Origin of the sequence: Pseudomonas sp. HN2-3, from assembly GCF_020691745.1 — a bacterium.
GTDB lineage: Bacteria > Pseudomonadota > Gammaproteobacteria > Pseudomonadales > Pseudomonadaceae > Aquipseudomonas > Aquipseudomonas capeferrum.
In genome coordinates, this window is sequence record NZ_CP085704.1 from 2,156,849 (window position 1) to 2,173,401 (window position 16,553).

Sequence of the window (16,553 nt, forward strand, 5' to 3'; positions counted from 1 at the left end):
CTGGCGTAGAGGTGCCACCTCTTTCAGGTCACGACGCCCGTGGGGCTCCCTGACGGTTAGTCGTTGTGCTCGGCTGCTCGCCCTCCTGCGCTCAATAAGTGCGCGTGCAATTGCGAGGTCAGCATTTCAATCCTCTCGCTCATCTGCTTGGTGGCTTCGGTCAAATGGGTATTCACCTCCAATAGCTGCTGCAATTGTTTACTGTGCGTCTCAGCATCGCGCTGGCGGCGTTGGTTGGCCATGGCAATGGCTTCGCGGTGGCGGGCATCTGCCTCGGAAGAGGCCTTGTCACGATCGGCCTGGCGGGTTTGAGCGAGCAGAATCAGGGGCGCCGCATAGGCCGCCTGTAAGCTGAACGCCAGGTTGAGCAGAATGAACGGGTAGGGGTCGAAATCGGACAGCCCTGACAGGCTGATGCCCACCCAGATCAATACCACGAGTGACTGTGACCCTAGAAACAAGGGCGTGCCAAAGAAGCGGGCGAAGGCTTCTGCCTTGCGGGCGAACGCGTCGTTGCCAAACACCGGTTGCATGTGCGCATGGGCGCGGTGAAACCTGAGATGGTCGACGTGCTCGGAAGGCTCGGAGACAGAGGGCTGTGCAGGTTTGGAAGGGTCCATCGGCGGGCTCCGGATGGCTGGGGCATGTCCAAACTAGCTTAGCCCGCAGCTACGCAATGGCCGCATGGCCTAAAGTTCAGTAAACCGCTTCACTGAAAAAGGGTGTCGTAATGGCCAAGTTGCACGTGTTGATTGCCGCAGTAACCTCAATGGCGCTGTTAGCGGCCCCTGGCGCTTCGTACGCCGACCCGGGAAACGGTAACGGCAATAACAAAGGGCACGGGCAAGGTAAGGGGCAGGGCCAGCATTCCCAAGGGCAGGGCAATCCTGGCGGTAAAAAGTCGAGCTCGGGTGGCGGTGACTGGCACGGCGGGCCAGCAATCGACCGAGGCGATGTGCTGGGCATCTTGAGTGGCCATCGCAGCTATTGGAGCCCAGGCCCTGCATTGCCGCCTGGCATTCAAAAGAACCTGGCGCGCGGCAAACCGCTGCCGCCGGGTATCGCCAAGAAGCTGGATGGCCGGTTGCTTGGGCAACTGCCTCATTATGAGGGCTACGAGTGGATGCAGGCGGGGGGGGACTTGCTGCTCGTGGCGGTCGCGACCGGGATTATTTACGAGGTTGTGAACGGGGCGTTCGATTGAGCCGCCGAAGTTAAGCGGCCAGAGAGGAATCTGGCTTGATTGGCATCCCCGCCGCGGTGCCAAATTTAGATGAGAATGCTTGAAAATGGACTTGAAGGTTTTATTTAGTATTGTGAGTGCAGTGACGACAATGATGGCTGCGGCCAAGGTTATTATTGACCTTTCGGTGGGTACCAAGGCCCGTCTCAAAGACGACTATCGCTTTGCGAAGGAGTTTTTCAGTGACCTTGATGCTGAACGGCTACACCCCCTGGCGGTGGAACGCGGCTACCATGCCATAGCTGGCACGCGAGGCATCAACGCTACCGATATTGCTTACTTGATATCGCTGGATAAGCCTCAGCGACGGTTAACGGATTACGTTTTTTCACGTGCCTATGTTGATATGGACGCGTCGAATCATAAGATAGCGTTCAAGCAACCTTACAGGACCGCGTTCTCCAGGCGGTGGCGTAAATGTTGGGAGTGCCTGAAGTATGTTGTGCTCGCCGCCATTGCGCTTGCCCCATTCTTGGTGGTTGGCGTTCTTCGCTATGACCTTGAATATCTGATGCTTCTGATAGTCACCGTGCCCATATTTGGTACGTTGGCCGTCAATTCATTGGTTAATTATGTGAGGATTGGCTGTGCGGAAGAACTCGTGAAAGAGCAGCGCCTGCATACACCGCTTATTCAACTCGAAAATGTGGGCAAGGCCGTCGCTCGGCACCGGGCTTAATCTGCAGGGGAGCGCATTTGGCTCAAAAGGCCAAGTGCTTTGGCAGTGGCTCGGAAGAGCCACGGCTGCTGATCTAAATGGTGGCAATTTTGCCATTCAGAACAGTCACTTCAATTACGCCCTTATCAACCGCTTCTGCATCACAATCGTACGTTCCTCGCCACAAAATACATCCCGCACCTTGCAGAACCCCAGGCCTGCATAGAACCCTTCAGCAGTAACGGAAGAGGGCACTCGCAACCCTTCCAGCCCTCGGGCAATCGCTTCATTTTCGATCACCTCCATCATCTGCTTGCCGACCCCATGCCCCTGAAATTCAGGGTCAACGAACACACTCCTGACCACATCTGCGTCAAGGCTGGCGGTGGCAATCACTTGGCCCTCATTCAATGCCACGAATACCAGGCGTCGAGTGAGCAGTTCAAGAATGGCGTTTGCGCTAAACGATGCTTCCACGCGCAATATCGTGCCGGCATCGTAGTCAGCTGCGTTCGACCGGCGTAATGCAGCTATCACGACGCGGCTTATGTCCTCGGCATCTTCTGGCTTCGCCAAGCGGATATGGCAGTTCATCACTCGGTTCCTTGTGTAGTGCCTGCTTTGCAGATCAGAACATATTTTTTGCACTGGCGGGGTATGGCACCGGCGTTGCCGGTGTTCGCGGGGTAAACCCGCTCCTACAGGCAGTGTGGAAGCGCCATAGAAGAAGCTGATAGCAAATCGCTACCCTCTGTATTCCAAAATAAACGAAGCCCCCTGTCAAAACGCTCCTACTCTCTCCGTCGATGGACCAACCTGCCCCCCGGAGCAAATCATGGAAAGATTAGCGTCGTCGCCCCCGCACGCCCGTACCCCCGTCACCGTCGTCCCAGAATCGCGCTTCATGCAGAACTACCGCGTGGCCAGTGCGGTGCACGGTGGCAGCTCGGCATCGGCCATCGTCAATGGCCGTGGCGATGTGGAGCTGTTCACCAGCGGCAGCAATACCGAGGTCTGGAACATCTACCCCGACCCGCAAAGCACCACGGCCAACAGCGCGACAGCCACCGGGCTGACCGGTGAGGTGATCGCCACCGGCCTGACCCCGAGCGGCGACATCGTGCTGTTCGCCGCCCAAGGCACCAACCTGCTGTACTGCGTCGAGCAGCCCACATCGGCTTCGCGCTGGTCGGCGGTGAAAATGATCGATGTGCCGTTGCCTTCCAATGCCATCCGCATTGCGCGTATCACCACCACGCGCATCAACAACAAGCTGTACATCGGGGTGCTGATCGAAGCCAAGGGCCTGGTTGGCACACTGTACAACTTCAGCTGGGGCGTGTGGGCTGGGCGTGCACCGGCCTCGCTCAATGGCACCACCTTGCAGTTGCAGACCCTCAACGCGGTGTGGACGGGCAACAGCGACGCCAATGTGGCGTTCTCGGTGTTCGATACGGTCATCCTCGAATACACCCTCAGCACCGGGCAGCTCGATCGGCCGGCGATTGCCGCCAACTTCCGCAGCCTGGATGTGGCGGCGGCGACCGATGAGGTGGGCAATACCCAGGTGCTGGCCGTTCTTTCCGATGGCAATGCCTATTGCCTGGTCGGGGGTGGCAAGCAGCCGTACAGCTGGGCGCAGTTGACGGTGGCGTCGTCGTTCAAGCAGGTGGCTGTGCTGCCTTCGCGCCCGGCGCTGAATGCGCTTTTGCTGGGCGTGGACAATACGCTGTACCACGCCAGCCAAAGCGCCCCTTCAGCCACCGGCTGGTCGCAGCCGACGCCGATATACAACGGCGTGCAGTCGTTTCAGGCGACGGTGGAAGACGGCGGGCTGGCGGTGTTCGCGATTCAGGCGCAGCAAAACACCGTCACTCAACTCACCCGCGAAACCCTCAGCGGTAACTGGAATATTGCGCCGCTGCAGGTGCAGGCGGGCGGCAAGATCGAGGACTTCGCTTCGTACAGCACGGATGTCACGTTGTTCAGTGAAGTGGGCACGCCACTGGCCGATACGCCGGTCGAAGTATGGACCGAGGAGCCGTCGCGGCTGGCCATCAATGGTGGGGTCTACTACGCCACGCCGCGCCGGCCGGTGCGGTTGTTGACCAACAGCGCCGGGGTGCTGTCGATTGCGCAGCAGGTCAGTGCGTTGGCGGCTCCGGCGATTTTGGTGGCGGTGCCGTCGTTGATGTCGCCCGGCGAGCGCATCGAGATCCGTCAGGATGCCGAGGTGCAGGACAGGCTCAGCGTCACCACGGGCGAGGAGTTGATGAACGCCAAGCTGGCCGGTGGTGCGCCGTTGCTGCGCGATCAGTACCACAAGCAGGAAACCGCCAACGCGGTGGCCGAGGCGGTCAGCCGCAGCATGCAGTTGGCAAGCCCGCTGTACCGCAAGGCTTCGGCGGCAACGCCGTATGTAGACCCGCGCCGGCCTCGCGCTGGGGTTTCGTTGCGTAGCGATGCGCTTGCAGGCGCGCGCTTGCTCGACCTGGCGCTGGTGCCGGAGCAGCACTGGCATTTGAGTGTTCAGGATGGCGAGGTGCGCTTTACCGATTTGTCCGCCGATGCGGCGTCGGGGCTGCTGATGGCCTTGCGCAGTAGTTCGCTGTCGGGCGGGTGGTTCAGCTGGTTGACCGACATCGGTGATTTTATTGCCGGGGTCGCTCAGGGCATCATCAAGGTGGTCGATTTCGTAGTGACCACGGTCAGTGCCGGGATACAGGCGGCGTTTCACTTTGTGGTCGACGGCGTCACCTACCTGTTCGAAACCCTGGTGGACACGGTCGAGAAAGCGTTCGACCTGGCCGAGGCGGTGTTCTCGGCGGTGAAGGTGTTCTTCCAGCAGCTCTACGAATGGCTGGCATTTCTGTTCAACTGGGGCGACATTCTGCGCACCCATGACGCCATTGCCCACATCGTCAACACCGGCTTCGACTTCCTGGTCGGCGCCACCGGGGGTATCCAGCGTATCGTCGATGGCAGCATCAACACCTTGCAAAGCCAGTTGCAGCAGTGGTTCGCCGAGGCCCGCAACACCTTGGCCGGCAGCTACAGCCTGGGTGGGTACGAGCAGGCCAATACGCCGGATGACCCGGCCACGTCCAAGGCGGTGGCCAACAACATCGTCTACAACGGCCTGATCAACAACGCGCCGGCCGCACAGTCGAACATGGCTGCCGCGGCGCTGATCCAGGAGGCCGACGGCCCGTTCACCCAGTTCATGGAGGCGCTGGCGAACTTGGTCGACTTTACCGAGTCGTCCCAGGCGTTCGCCCAGGCGCTGGTGTACCTGCAAGACCTGGGCACGGCGCCGGACGAGATCTTCCGCAAGCTGCTGGCAGCGCTGATGAGCGTGGTCGAAGGGGTGCTGCAGGCGGTGCTGTCGGGCGTGCAGGCGGTGATCGATGCGATGCTGAAAACGGTCGCGACGCTGATCGCGGGCCTCAAAACGCTGATGAATGCCAAGTGGAACATTCCGTTTGTCAGTGACCTTTACCGGCTGATCACCAACGGCTCGGACCTCACCACCCTGGACTTGATGTCGTTGGTGCTGGCGGTGCCGGGCACGGTGCTGTTCAAGATCCTGCAAAACAAGGCGCCGTTCCCGGACCAGGCGAGCGTGCTGCGCTTCAAGGCCGCGTTCAATGCCGACACGCTGCTCACCGCCACCGGGCTCAAGCCGGCTGGCCGACAGGTGCTGGCGCAGGCCGAGGATGGCTGGAGCGGTTGCCTGCCGCGCGACCTCGCGCTGCTGACCGGGGTGTTGGGCTCGGTGGCCTACTTCTTTTACGGCAGCCTCACTGCCCTGGGCGACATCATGCCACCGGAGGCAGGGCCGCCAGCGATCGTCGCCTACGTCGCGCTCACCCTGGAGACTGCTGCGCAATTGTGCAGTTGCCCGTGGATCTTCTCCAGCGGCGTGCCTGGCTGCGTCACCGCCGACGGTGCCAGCCGCACGCTGTGGATTTACACCTGCGTAGGCGTGCTGCTGGATGGGATATTTGTGCTGGGCGCCAACAAGATGCCCGAAAACCGCGACGACATGGGCGTGGTTGCGACCTTCCTGTATGGCCTGGGCCACCTCGGTGCAGCCATCCCCGCATCGCTTGGGCAAAGCGCCTCGGTCGTGGCGCTGAACATCGTCCCTTGCCTGCCGGAAGTGTGCAAACCCTTGCGTCTGAAACGGGTGGTACTGGCTACCGAAGGCCTTTCGCTGGTGGGCCAGGCGGCCCTCGATGTGATCTGTTACACCTCGACCACGGTGCTCAATGTGGTGTCGGTGTCTGCTGCAACCCAACCCACCCTCGTCGATGCCAGTGCGCTGCGCACCGGTACTCGTTCGATGTAGTCAAAAAGGAGTTTGGCAATGTTGATCGTAACCAAGAACCCACCCGTGGTCGGCCATGGCCAGGTGCTGCGCGGGCCGTCCGTGCAGGCACCCAGCCGGATAGCCGCCTTGCAAGGTGCCTACGACAGAGGCATCTACCTGCGCCCCAACCTGAGCAGCGAGGGCACGGTGCCGGCCAGTTCGCCCTTGTCGGCATCGCCCGATATCTGGATCGCGGGCACCCAGCCAGTGGCCAACTTCCAGACCGCGTTGGCCACGCCTAACAGCTATGCGCAACAGTCGCCTGGCACCATTACCCAAGGCACACCCAATTACATCTATGTACGCGGGCGCAATGGCGCTGCCGTCAGCAGCTCGACCAAGGTGCTGCTGTACGGCGTACCCTGCGCCTCCATTCAGTGGCCCAGCGAGTGGGCCAAATACGGCATCCCTACGGACCGCGACCACCCGGACGGCACGAACCCGCATTACGACTCATCGATCGTCAACCTGGCATCGTCGAGTATCGGGGTGACGGCCGACACCTTTGTCTGGAGCAACCCGCAACCGCCAACCGGGGGCAGTGACCACTATTGCTTCATCACCTGGATGAACAACGCCGGTAACCCGTTCCCGGATGTGTTCTCGCAACTGGACATGGCTGCGCTGATCACCAACAACCTTCAGTTCGGCTGGCGCAACGTGTCGATGCAGTCCGGGCGTTCGCCCACCCGGCAAATGGCATCGCAGCTGATCATCCCCAGCGACGTGACCGCAGGCAGCCGCGAGTACTCGTTGCAGGTCACCAACATGGGCTTCCCGACCACGGGCTGGACCCTGTCGATGAGTTGCAGCCAGCTGGACTCGAAGGGCAACAAGATTGCCATCGACAACGTCGCCATGCCTGCCCTGGGGCAGTTCGTTGGCGTGCGCTGCACACTAGTGCCGGGCTTCAGCGCGCTGCTCACCCTCAACCTGTACAAGAACAACGGGCCCGACTCGCAGCCGGGCGCCTCGATCGACATCACCCCGACGTACTTCTCCGACGGCTCGCCGCAGGAGCTGCAAGAGGCACTGGACCGGGGCCTGGTGGACTTCGCCATGTCGCATGCCCTGCACCGGGCCTATGCCGGCACCGAGGTCGCCGATATTCGTCCACGCCCGGTGGTGCCGCTGGGTGCTGACGGCTTGCACGTCATTTGATGATTACAGGGAGTTAAACGTCATGAGCGAAACAGTCGTCAATTTGTTCAGCAGCAGCCAGCCCGCCAGCCAGACGCTCTACCTGCGCAACAACCTGGCTTCCACCGGCAGTGTGCCGTTCAAGGGGCCGCTGGGCCTGTGCCCGGACATCATCCAGAGCGACCAGCCGGTGGACAACGCGCAAAGCGTGTTCAGCACGGTCAGCAGTTGGGAGCAGGCCTACAACGTGCAGCCGGTCGCCGCCGCGCGCAACTACTACTACCTGCGTGGCATGAACGGCGGCAGCGAGACTGAGAGCAATGCGCTTTCCCTGTACTTCGCGCCGGCCCAGGTGTTGTTGCTGCCGGCAACGTTCAGGGGCAACGCGCTGACCACGGTCGATGGCCTGGACTGCACGCAGGCCAGTGCACCACCAGGGCATATCGGTGTAGGTGAGCAGGCCTTCCTCTGGAAGCCGCCGGCCTTGCCGGCTGACAGCTACTTCAACCTGATTGCCCAGGTGAGCGCGGGTGCTCATCCTGACCCGCTCCCGCAGGTGCGGGACTGGCTCGACCTGGCCAAGTTCATTGGCCAGACCCCGACCTTCGGCATTCGCTCCCAGGCGCTGGTCAGTGACGACCCGTGGGTACGCCGTCAGCAACTGAACGTGCCGGCGAACTTCACCACCGCGCCAATTACCATCACCCTGTCCGCAAGGGGGCTGGCCGGTACCCGGGTGAGCGTGTTGTGTGACACCGTGACTGCGCTACAGACCCCAGTGCTGCTGGGGCCACTGACGCTTGGCAGCGATGGCACGCAAACCGGTGCGGTGTTCATTCTGCCAGCCGGCTATTCGGCCAACCTGGCCGTGCAGTTCTGGAACCCGGACAAGCAGAAGGTCGAGCCGGGCGCGAGCTTGTCGGTGACCTTTGGCTACCCGATCAACCCAGGTGCGGAACTGGAGCGGGCGATTGCCGACAACCTGGTCAACCTTCACCTTCACGGTGCGCTGGATGACAAAGTCAGTGCGTCGATCCAGCCCAAGGCCATGGCGATTGTGAGCCAACTGACGTTCACCTTTGTTTAGGTGTCGTTAAGCGTTCAGCCAGTGGTGCCCGTGTTTCCACCAAGCGGACACCACTGGTCTTGCCAGGCGCCCTGTTCGCCACCCCAAAAGGCACGTGGACCATCGGCAAATCCCCCGCCGGCGATTGCAGGTGGCTGCGCTGGTCATCAAAAAACACATGGGGTTTGAGAATCGACAGCACCCGGGGTTTTTCCATCCCGCCAAGGAAGAAGCATTCGTCCGGCGACACCCCCCAATCTTTCAGTGTGGTTACCACCCGCTCGTGCGACGGTGCGTTGCGTGCGGTGACGATGGCAATGCGCAGGATGCGTGTGTAGTCAGGGTCTTGTGCCAGCTTCTGGTCTTCGAGCGTGCGAATGTGTGAAAGCTTGCGGTAAAGGTCGGCCAACGGCCCGGGCTGGTGGGGGATGGCTTTGCGTGCTCGCTCATGGGCCTGGAAGTCGTCCAGGTTGTCATTCTGCTTGTACACGCTCTCTGCCTCGTCATCGGCAATTACCCCGTCAAAGTCGAACGCCACGCGCAGTTCGGTATCGATCTCGTCGTCATAGATTCGCGTCGGCAGCACCAGGCCGGCCGGGTAGCTGGCGTCGATGGCGCGCTGCACATCGTCCTCGTTGGCGCTGAGAAACAATGAGGCGTTGAACGCCGGGATGTACTCGTGGGGCGAGCGGCCGGACATGAACGCGGCGCGGGTGATGTCCAGTGTGTAGTGGCTGATGGAGCGAAACACCCGCAAGCCGGTCTCTGGCGAATTGCGCGAGAGCAGCACCACTTCCACCGGCAGTTGATCGGGGAATGCCTGGTTGATGCTGAGGAAGCGGCGGATGAAAGGGAAGGCGACCCCTTTCGGGAACGGTTCATCCAGGTTCTGCTCCTGGTGCTGGCGGTAAGCCTCGACGCCTTCGGTCTTGTAGATGTCGTCAGACACGGTGAGGTCGAAGAGTGCGCTGGAGGCCACGCCGATGACCAGTTTGTGTTCGATGGGGTAGGGCATGAACGTGCTCCGTGAAGGGTGCTGGTAACGAGTATACGGGCATGCAGGCGGGGCAGGCCTCAACCTTCCGGCACCAGCCCCAGCAGCAGTTGCACCTGGCGGCGCAACTGGCTCACATGCTCGCGCTCCGCGCGCAGGGCAGACCGCAACTCGTTGTTCTCCTGCTTGTGAATGCGTGCGGTTCGCTCCAGTTCGCGATCGCCCTGCAGCAGGTTCCACATTTCACCCTGGCGGGCATGTGTCAGGCAGGCAATCAGCAGGGTGATGCCGGTTGTGCCAAGCAGGGTGATTTCGAGGGCGTCCATGGTTGCTTCCTTGAGTAGTGGCGGTTTGCCTGTAGCGGAAAGATATGTCTAGTTTGGCTACATGTCCATATTGGAGACTTGTACAGGTAAAGGAATGGTGCAGGTTTTGCTGGTTTATTCACGGCAGTTGAAGGGGGGATGACAGGCGACATGGCAGCGTGTTCTGCGCGCATGGGCGCAGCTTGCGGGGCGTGGGCGCGGTACAAGGGGGGGTGCGAGTCGCCAGGGGGGCCTGGGCTGCATATGCCTGGTTAGTTTACATATCCAGCCAGCCTTGCATTAAAACTGGGTGGACACGTAATATTAAGCGACACGTCAATTGGCTGAGCATGCACTGCTGCTCCTCACGCAGGAACCCGTATGAAACGCACGCAACGCATGGAGCAAACCCGTTGGGACCTGGCCCTGCGCTACCGTCTGATTGAAACGGTGGTCTGGTGGGAAGGCCGCCTGACCACCAATCATCTGATGCAGAGCTTCGGCATCAGTCGTCAGCAGGCCTCGAAGGACATCAACACCTACATCAACGACTACGCGTCGAAGAACCTGGTGTACGACAAGCAGATCAAAGGCTACGTGCCGACGCGGCAGTTCAAACCTTTGTTCATCGACGACAGTGCCAGCGCCTACCTCGACCTGCTCAACCAGAACAACGAGCGCGCACCACACATCGAAGGCCTGGCGTTGGCCTACGCCCACACCGAGGTGCTCAAGGTTCCGGACCGCTCGGTCAAGCCCGAGGTGCTGCGGCCGCTGCTCAAGGCCTGCCGCGAGAAGCGGCGCCTGGATATCGAGTACGTGTCGTTCAAAAGCCCGGAGCCCGAAGGCCGTACCATCGCGCCGCATACCCTGGTGTACACCGGGATGCGCTGGCATGTGCGGGCCTATTGCGAAAAAAACCGCATGTACCGCGACTTCGTCCTCAGCCGTTTGCGCGGTGTACCAGAGCTGCACGACGCTGAAACGGAAAACGGCATCGAGCATGACCTTGAGTGGAACACCCCGGTCGATGTGATCTTCAAGCCGGACGAGCGCCTGACACAGGCGCAGCGGGCCATCATCGAGGTGGACTTTGGCATGGCCGACGGCCAGTTGCTGGTGCGCAGCTCGCAGGCTCTGGTGAAGTATGTGGTCAAGCGCTTCCAGGTGAACCCCAACGTGCATGATGCAAGGCCCGAGGCGCAGCAGTTGGTGCTGGCGAACAGGGCGGAGCTCAAGCCGTGGTTGAACCTGGACTGAATGCACAGTGCCGCAGACAGCAGAAAATCTTCTTGTAGGGTGTAGTGAACAGATGGATCGAAACACGTTTCTTGCGCAGCCGGATGTGCGTGGCTTCATCGAATGGCTTCAGGTCAACTTGCCGACACTGGATGTGCACCTGCGCTTCAAGCCCAGCCATCAGGTCAAGGGTGGCCTGAATCAGCGGGTGGTGGGTATCGAACAGGTGCTCGCGCTGTATCGCTGGGGCAGTGCCTGGCAGGATGCACAAACCGGGCAGTGGGTCACGTCCATGGACTGGGCCAGCACCACCGCTTCGTTGCAGCTTTTGCGCAGCCGGTTGGCGGCAGCGTTGGCGTCAGGCTGCGATGATGCGGCCTACAACGCCTGCTGCGCCGTACTGAAGTGGGGCGGTGTACGCGGGGCCATCCCGTTCCTGGGGGCGCTACGCCAGCAACAGCAACTGGTGAGTTACCTCAAGGCGTGCATACCGTTGTTCGACCTGGGCGCAGGCCAAACGCTCTCTGCGCTGAATGCCGGCAGCATCCAGCGCTTCGATGCGGGGCTGACCAAGATCCACTCGCTGATCGACACCACCGGCTCGCCCATCTACGACAGCCGGGTCGGCGCCGCCATTGCCATGCTCTATGCGCTGTACCGCCAAGGCAAAACCACCCCTGCGCAATTGCGTTTCCCGTCTGGCGGGGCACGCGGTGACCAAGTGCGTGACCCGGGGGCGCTAGGCTTTGCAAAAGCACCGCAGTTCTTCACCAAGGCGGTGCCGGGGTATGCGTGGGCGCGCAGCCAGGTCGAGCTGGGGTGGATCATCCAGGCTACGCTGACGGGCGCTGGGCAGCTGTTCGAAGGTTCGCTGCAGGCGCGTAGCCACAGCTTCGAAGCGGCGTTGTTCATGCTGGGTTATGACCTGCGCTGCCTGCTTCCAGAGGCTGCCTATGCGCCCGCGTCCAGTGAAGGCGCCGGGGGCGGCAGCACCCGCTCGACCTGGGTGCCGACCAGCGTAACCTTCCCGCAGGTGTTCATCGACTATCTGCACTGCAGCCAGGCTGCCGGGCACAGCGTAAGCCTGAAGGACTTCCGGCAGTGGCAGGTCGAGGTCAAGGGCCGCACGGCCAACACTGCACAAGCATACTGTGCACCTTTGCAGCCACGCGAGTTCGACCTGGTCAGTTTCAACCTCGAGCAACTCGCGTGCATCGCGCAGGGGGGCGCGCCAGGGTTGGAAGTGCTCAGTGGCGGCGTTGCGCAGTTCATTGCAGGTGACGAGTACGAGCAGGTCTATCTGACCAACGTGTACCTGAGTGGCAAGGTTGCCGAGCTGGCGCTTGAGCATTCGGTATCGCCTGCCGAGTTGCTGGTGCGCTCAGGGTTAGCAGGCAACCCTGATACTGCGAAGCCTGAAACCGCGAAGCTGATTCTGCGCACGGGCCGTGCACTGGGAGAGCATTTTGGGTTACTGGAAAACCAGCGGCCGACGGACTTGTTCAAGGCCTTTTTTGGCGAAGCCTTGACGGATCTGGACGATCAGTTGATGGCTGTCTGAGCCAGCTGGGGCCGCGAAGTGGCCCCACAGGTTTCAAAGCCAGCAGCAAACAGACCATTAGCTTTGCCATTATTAGGCCGCTATGTATAATCCCGCCAAAACCCGCATCCCAGAGCGTTTTTACATGGATGGTCAGCTTCTTGATGCGCTTCTAATAGAGGCCCCTCCAGCCGCACTGCCCGCCACTGCATAACCCCGTTACACCCAGGCCAGTACTGAGCGTTGGCGAAGCCATGCCCAGCACCAGCCCGCACGCATTTCTACAAGGATATTCATGAAAAAGCGTTTCGTTCTCTGTGCCCTGGCGTCCGCCTTGGCAGGCTGCAACTCCGAATACAACTTCGACGAAGTCACCAGCTACACCGGCACTGTCGGTTCGCCACATGCGCTGTACCTGGAGCGCAAGTCCGGCGAGCGGGTCAATGGCACCGTGGTGCACAAGGTAGGTGACCGGGTACTGCAGTCGTTCAAGGTGGAAGACGGCAAGGCGGTCGGGGAATGGAAGGAGTTCGACCAGGATGGCAAGCTGCTGGTCGAAGGCCAGTTGCAGGACGGTGCCTTCGTCGGCCCCAAGAAAACCTGGTGCAAGGGTGAATTCGCCGACCATCTGGAAAACGTTCTGACCCTCGAAGGCGGCCGCCGCAGCGAGCAAAGCTACGACTGCGCCACCGGCCTGCAGGTCGCTGACAGCACGGTGCTTCCGACCGTTGATTTCCGCAAGCCCTCCATCCGTGTGGGCACCCAGCGCGAGTGGCGGGTCATCGACGGCGAGCAGAAGCTCACCCTGCTGGAAACCTTTGCCAGTGACGGTACCGGCAAACTCGATGGCCCGGTGGAGCACTATGACTACAAGGGCAACCTGAAAGACCGCGCCACCTACAAGGCCGGCGAGCTCGAAGGCGTGCGTGAGACCTGGACGGCGTTCACCGATGGCACGTCGGTACCGGCCAGCAAGGTCACCTACAGCGCAGGCAACAGGAACGGCCTGTCCGAGATGTACTTTGTCCGCGGCTGGCCGGCCGGCACCGTGGCGGAGAAGGGCAGCTACAAGGACGACAAGCAAGTGGGCGTGTGGGTCAGTTATCAGCCTGGGTATGCCCAGGTGCGTGATATCGACAGCCCGCCAGACACCTCGCCCATGGCCATGCGCGTATGGGATGCCGCACAAGGCCAGGCGCGCAATTCGGACTGGGCGAAAGAGATCAAGGACCTGGACGCCTTTGCCTACCTGCTCAAAAGCTCCGGCATCAACGTCAACCAACGTATCCATCATGAGAACAAGCCGCTGATCGTCGGCGCCGCCGACAACGCCTATGACTACCTGGTATCGATTGGCGCCGACCCGATGGGCCGGGATGTCAACGGCAACACTCGCCTGATCGACTGCCTGGCAGGTAGCGACTACAACAGCTGCAGCTTCGCCCACATGATCACCCTGGCCGGCAAGGAAGACCTCAAGGCCCACAACGTCTATGGCGACACCGCGCTGTCGACCTTCTGCAAAAAAGCCGGCGAGCTGCAACGTCGCCGTGGCGCGGGTCAGCAACCTGAAGCGCTGTTCCAGGCACTGCTCAAGGGCAGTGACGTGAACGCCAAGGCCTACGGTGGCGAGACGGCCCTGCACGCCTGCATGGCCCAGCGCGACCATAGCTACGCCGAGGCGTTGATCGCGGCTGGCGCGAACTTGAATGCGGCGGATGTCGATGGCACCACGCCCGTGGCCGCAGCCTTCTTCGACGGTTACAACCTGGCTGCAGGCGGGCACCGCGTGAGCTGGTCGGACAACGTGATTCGCTTCGCTGCCAGCTACCAGGGCAAGTCCGACTTCACCTTCGACACGCCGCTGGCAGGGTTCGGCAAGTCCATTCGCCAGCTGGTGCTGGAAAACGGCGATACCGCCTCGGCGATGTTGATCGACTCCCTGGTGGGTACCGCCAAGGGTTGATTGCCGTTCTGGCGGCACCCGGCTTTCGCCTAGGGCGCGAGGCGTGCCGCCGCCTCTTTAGATGAATGACTGACAAGGAATACCTATGCGTCGCTTCAAATACGTGCTGGCAGCATTGCCATTCTGTGTACTGGCTGGCTGCGGCAACGATGCGCTGGATGGCACCTACGAGGCCGAGACCACCGTGATGGGCTTCAGCGCTGGCAAGCAGACTGTCGAGTTCTCCAGTGACTACATCGTCTCTGCGGGCAACAAGATCAAGGTCGACGAGTGGGAGCGCAAGGACGATGTGGTCGTGGCCCGTGATGCCAACGGCGTTGCGCTGATCAACGTGCGCGTGCTGGACGGCGGCAAGCGGCTGGAGTCGATTGGCGGCAACAACATGGCCAAGCAGGTGTTCGTGCGGGTGGATTGATCGCCCGCGTCTTGGGGCTGCCATGCAGCTCCAAAACGCCAGTTTTCGACATTTCAAGCATCCCGGCAGTGGATCCGATGATGTCATTTTGATAGCTTGCCGCCCATGATCGAGCTATCCGGATAGGGATGATGAACCAGCCATACCAACACAGGACGCTGTCGCCGCTCGCCAACCTGATTGTCGACCGTGCGATCGAGAACACCAACCGCAAGCTCGTGGCCGGTTTTCGCAACAAAAAGAATTCCCAGCCCAACGCCAAGTCACCGGACCCGCTACAGGCCGGCAAGGACACCCTCGTTGCCACCTCGGCGCAAAGCGCCATGCAGGTTGCCAACCGGGGTGTCGCCTGGAAAGAAATCCTCTTCAAAAGCCTGTCGGCCGGTATCGGTTCGCTGGCCACGCTGCAATTCGACGGCGCGCTCTCGGTAAGCGCCAACGACGCCTCCAGCCTCAACGACTTGCCCGACAAGCCCGGCGTGTACGTGGTGTACGACGCCAGCGGCCAGCTGGCCTACATCGGTGACAGCACCAACATGCGTCAGCGCTGGCAGGACGGCCACATGAACGAATACCGCGGCCGGGCCAACAGCGAAACCCGCAAGCCCTACAAGCTGGCGGACCAGCTTGAGGCCGGGTGCACCGTGAAGTTCGTGGTCATGGACTCGGCCGAAACCGCCGCCGCCCTGGAAGCGTTCCTGATCAAGAACGAAAAGCCGCCGGTCAACCGCAAGCAAGAGCTGAAGGAAGAGCAGGGCATCCGCAGCAACATCGAAGCCAAGAAATTGAAGGACGCGATGGGCAGTGCCGGCGAGGTGGCCATGGGCGCTGGCAAGGAGGCGCTGAAGAACTCGGGGTGGCAGGTATTCGAGCAACTGACCGCTGCCGCGATCATCGCCATCAAGGATGAACTCGTCGACCTGTTCATGGGCGGCACTGCGCGCCTCAAGGCCCGCGTCGAGCGCTTTCTGCAAAAGATCTGGGCCGTGGTCGAGCGTATCGTCGCCGCGCCCCTGAAGCTGCTCAACGGCGTGGTCGAGTTCATCGTCAACGCCCTGTCCAAGGCGGTCCGCCAGGTCTACAACCTGAGCCGCAACCTGTTCGACCTCGCCCATGGCGCCTGGCAGCTCTACAAGGGGGCCCAGTCCATGCCAAGGGAAGAACTCATCCAGAAGATCGTCGAAACCGTGGTGGTCAGTGGCACGCTGATTTTCTGGGACGGCATCGAGCCGGTCATCGAGGCGCAGTTGCTGCCCTTGGTTGGCGTGGCTGCGCCGTACATTTCCTGCGTGATCGCGGCCATCGGTTTCGGGCTGTGCAGTTACCACCTGCAAAAGGTCGTGCCACCCATCGTGGCCTTCCTGGTGGACTTCAAGAGCGGCTGGCACGAAGCGCTGGAGGCCAAGCGCGCGGCGGCGTTGCAACTGATCCAGGTACAAGAGAACGAATGGCTGATGGCCGAGGGCCTGATGGAATACGCTCAGTCGGTCGACACCCTGGCCCGTGAGGCCGGCGCCCACCGCGAGCGCCTGGCGCAGCATCGGGCAGTGCGGGCGATCGACTACTCGGCACTGCTGCAATCGAACAAAAACCGTATTACCCAGGAGTCCTGACA

At 61.3% G+C, this 16,553-nt stretch carries 14 protein-coding genes; 10 read left to right on the forward strand and 4 right to left on the reverse strand.

The features are described from left to right. Window positions 1-56: 56 nt before the first annotated feature. On the reverse strand, window positions 57-620 hold the full coding sequence (locus LJX93_RS10020) for a DUF1003 domain-containing protein (protein WP_227697106.1): 564 nt from the start codon (window positions 618-620) through the stop codon (window positions 57-59). 110 nt (window positions 621-730) lie between these two features. Between LJX93_RS10020 and LJX93_RS10025 the strand changes: the two genes are divergently transcribed. After that, window positions 731-1,204 carry an anti-virulence regulator CigR family protein gene (locus LJX93_RS10025; RefSeq protein WP_227697108.1) on the forward strand — a complete coding sequence of 158 codons (474 nt, stop codon included), beginning with the start codon at window positions 731-733 and terminating at the stop codon, window positions 1,202-1,204. 79 nt (window positions 1,205-1,283) lie between these two features. Further along, entirely contained in the window at window positions 1,284-1,922 is a 639-nt protein-coding gene (locus tag LJX93_RS10030; RefSeq protein WP_143500738.1) for a hypothetical protein, read from the forward strand. A gap of 114 nt (window positions 1,923-2,036) precedes the next feature. On the opposite strand, the gene LJX93_RS10035 is transcribed toward LJX93_RS10030, so the two are convergent. Then, window positions 2,037-2,495: a GNAT family N-acetyltransferase gene (locus tag LJX93_RS10035; RefSeq protein WP_033697067.1), complete on the reverse strand. Its 459-nt coding sequence runs from the start codon at window positions 2,493-2,495 to the stop codon at window positions 2,037-2,039. Window positions 2,496-2,736: 241 nt separating this feature from the next. On the opposite strand from LJX93_RS10035, the gene LJX93_RS10040 reads away from it, so the two are divergent. From LJX93_RS10040 to LJX93_RS10050, 3 genes are read left to right on the forward strand one after another with little or no spacing between them, the layout of a single operon-like run. Continuing rightward, window positions 2,737-6,252 carry a hypothetical protein gene (locus LJX93_RS10040; RefSeq protein WP_227697109.1) on the forward strand — a complete coding sequence of 1,172 codons (3,516 nt, stop codon included), beginning with the start codon at window positions 2,737-2,739 and terminating at the stop codon, window positions 6,250-6,252. An 18-nt stretch (window positions 6,253-6,270) separates the two neighbouring features. Further along, entirely contained in the window at window positions 6,271-7,434 is a 1,164-nt protein-coding gene (locus LJX93_RS10045; RefSeq protein ID WP_033697071.1) for a hypothetical protein, read from the forward strand. 22 nt (window positions 7,435-7,456) lie between these two features. Continuing rightward, window positions 7,457-8,500 (forward strand): hypothetical protein, encoded by a 1,044-nt coding sequence (locus LJX93_RS10050; RefSeq protein WP_047581997.1) that lies wholly within the window; start codon window positions 7,457-7,459, stop codon window positions 8,498-8,500. Here the strand turns inward: LJX93_RS10050 and LJX93_RS10055 are convergent. Together LJX93_RS10055 and LJX93_RS10060 are read right to left on the reverse strand one after the other, a co-directional pair. Further along, entirely contained in the window at window positions 8,487-9,494 is a 1,008-nt protein-coding gene (locus LJX93_RS10055) for a 5'-nucleotidase (protein ID WP_227697111.1), read from the reverse strand. The genes LJX93_RS10050 and LJX93_RS10055 overlap by 14 nt on opposite strands. Window positions 9,495-9,553: 59 nt before the next feature. Continuing rightward, a complete protein-coding gene (locus LJX93_RS10060; RefSeq protein ID WP_033697075.1) occupies window positions 9,554-9,799 on the reverse strand; it encodes a hypothetical protein in 246 nt (81 codons plus the stop codon). Window positions 9,800-10,159: 360 nt separating this feature from the next. Between LJX93_RS10060 and LJX93_RS10065 the strand changes: the two genes are divergently transcribed. The 5 genes from LJX93_RS10065 (at window position 10,160) to LJX93_RS10085 (ending at window position 16,551) form a co-directional block, all read left to right on the forward strand. Continuing rightward, a complete protein-coding gene (locus tag LJX93_RS10065) occupies window positions 10,160-11,038 on the forward strand; it encodes a helix-turn-helix transcriptional regulator (protein ID WP_033697079.1) in 879 nt (292 codons plus the stop codon). A 52-nt stretch (window positions 11,039-11,090) separates the two neighbouring features. Beyond that, the gene (locus tag LJX93_RS10070) at window positions 11,091-12,578 is read left to right on the forward strand and encodes a hypothetical protein (RefSeq protein WP_227697113.1); all 1,488 of its coding nucleotides are present in this window, start codon (window positions 11,091-11,093) and stop codon (window positions 12,576-12,578) included. Between the two features lie 274 nt (window positions 12,579-12,852). Further along, window positions 12,853-14,523, forward strand: coding sequence for a hypothetical protein (locus LJX93_RS10075; RefSeq protein ID WP_227697114.1), 1,671 nt, complete (start codon window positions 12,853-12,855; stop codon window positions 14,521-14,523). 85 nt (window positions 14,524-14,608) lie between these two features. Further along, a complete protein-coding gene (locus tag LJX93_RS10080; protein ID WP_033697085.1) occupies window positions 14,609-14,938 on the forward strand; it encodes a hypothetical protein in 330 nt (109 codons plus the stop codon). Between the two features lie 131 nt (window positions 14,939-15,069). Further along, complete coding sequence (locus LJX93_RS10085; RefSeq protein ID WP_227697116.1) at window positions 15,070-16,551, forward strand: GIY-YIG nuclease family protein; 1,482 nt, start codon at window positions 15,070-15,072, stop codon at window positions 16,549-16,551. Window positions 16,552-16,553 lie beyond the last annotated feature (2 nt).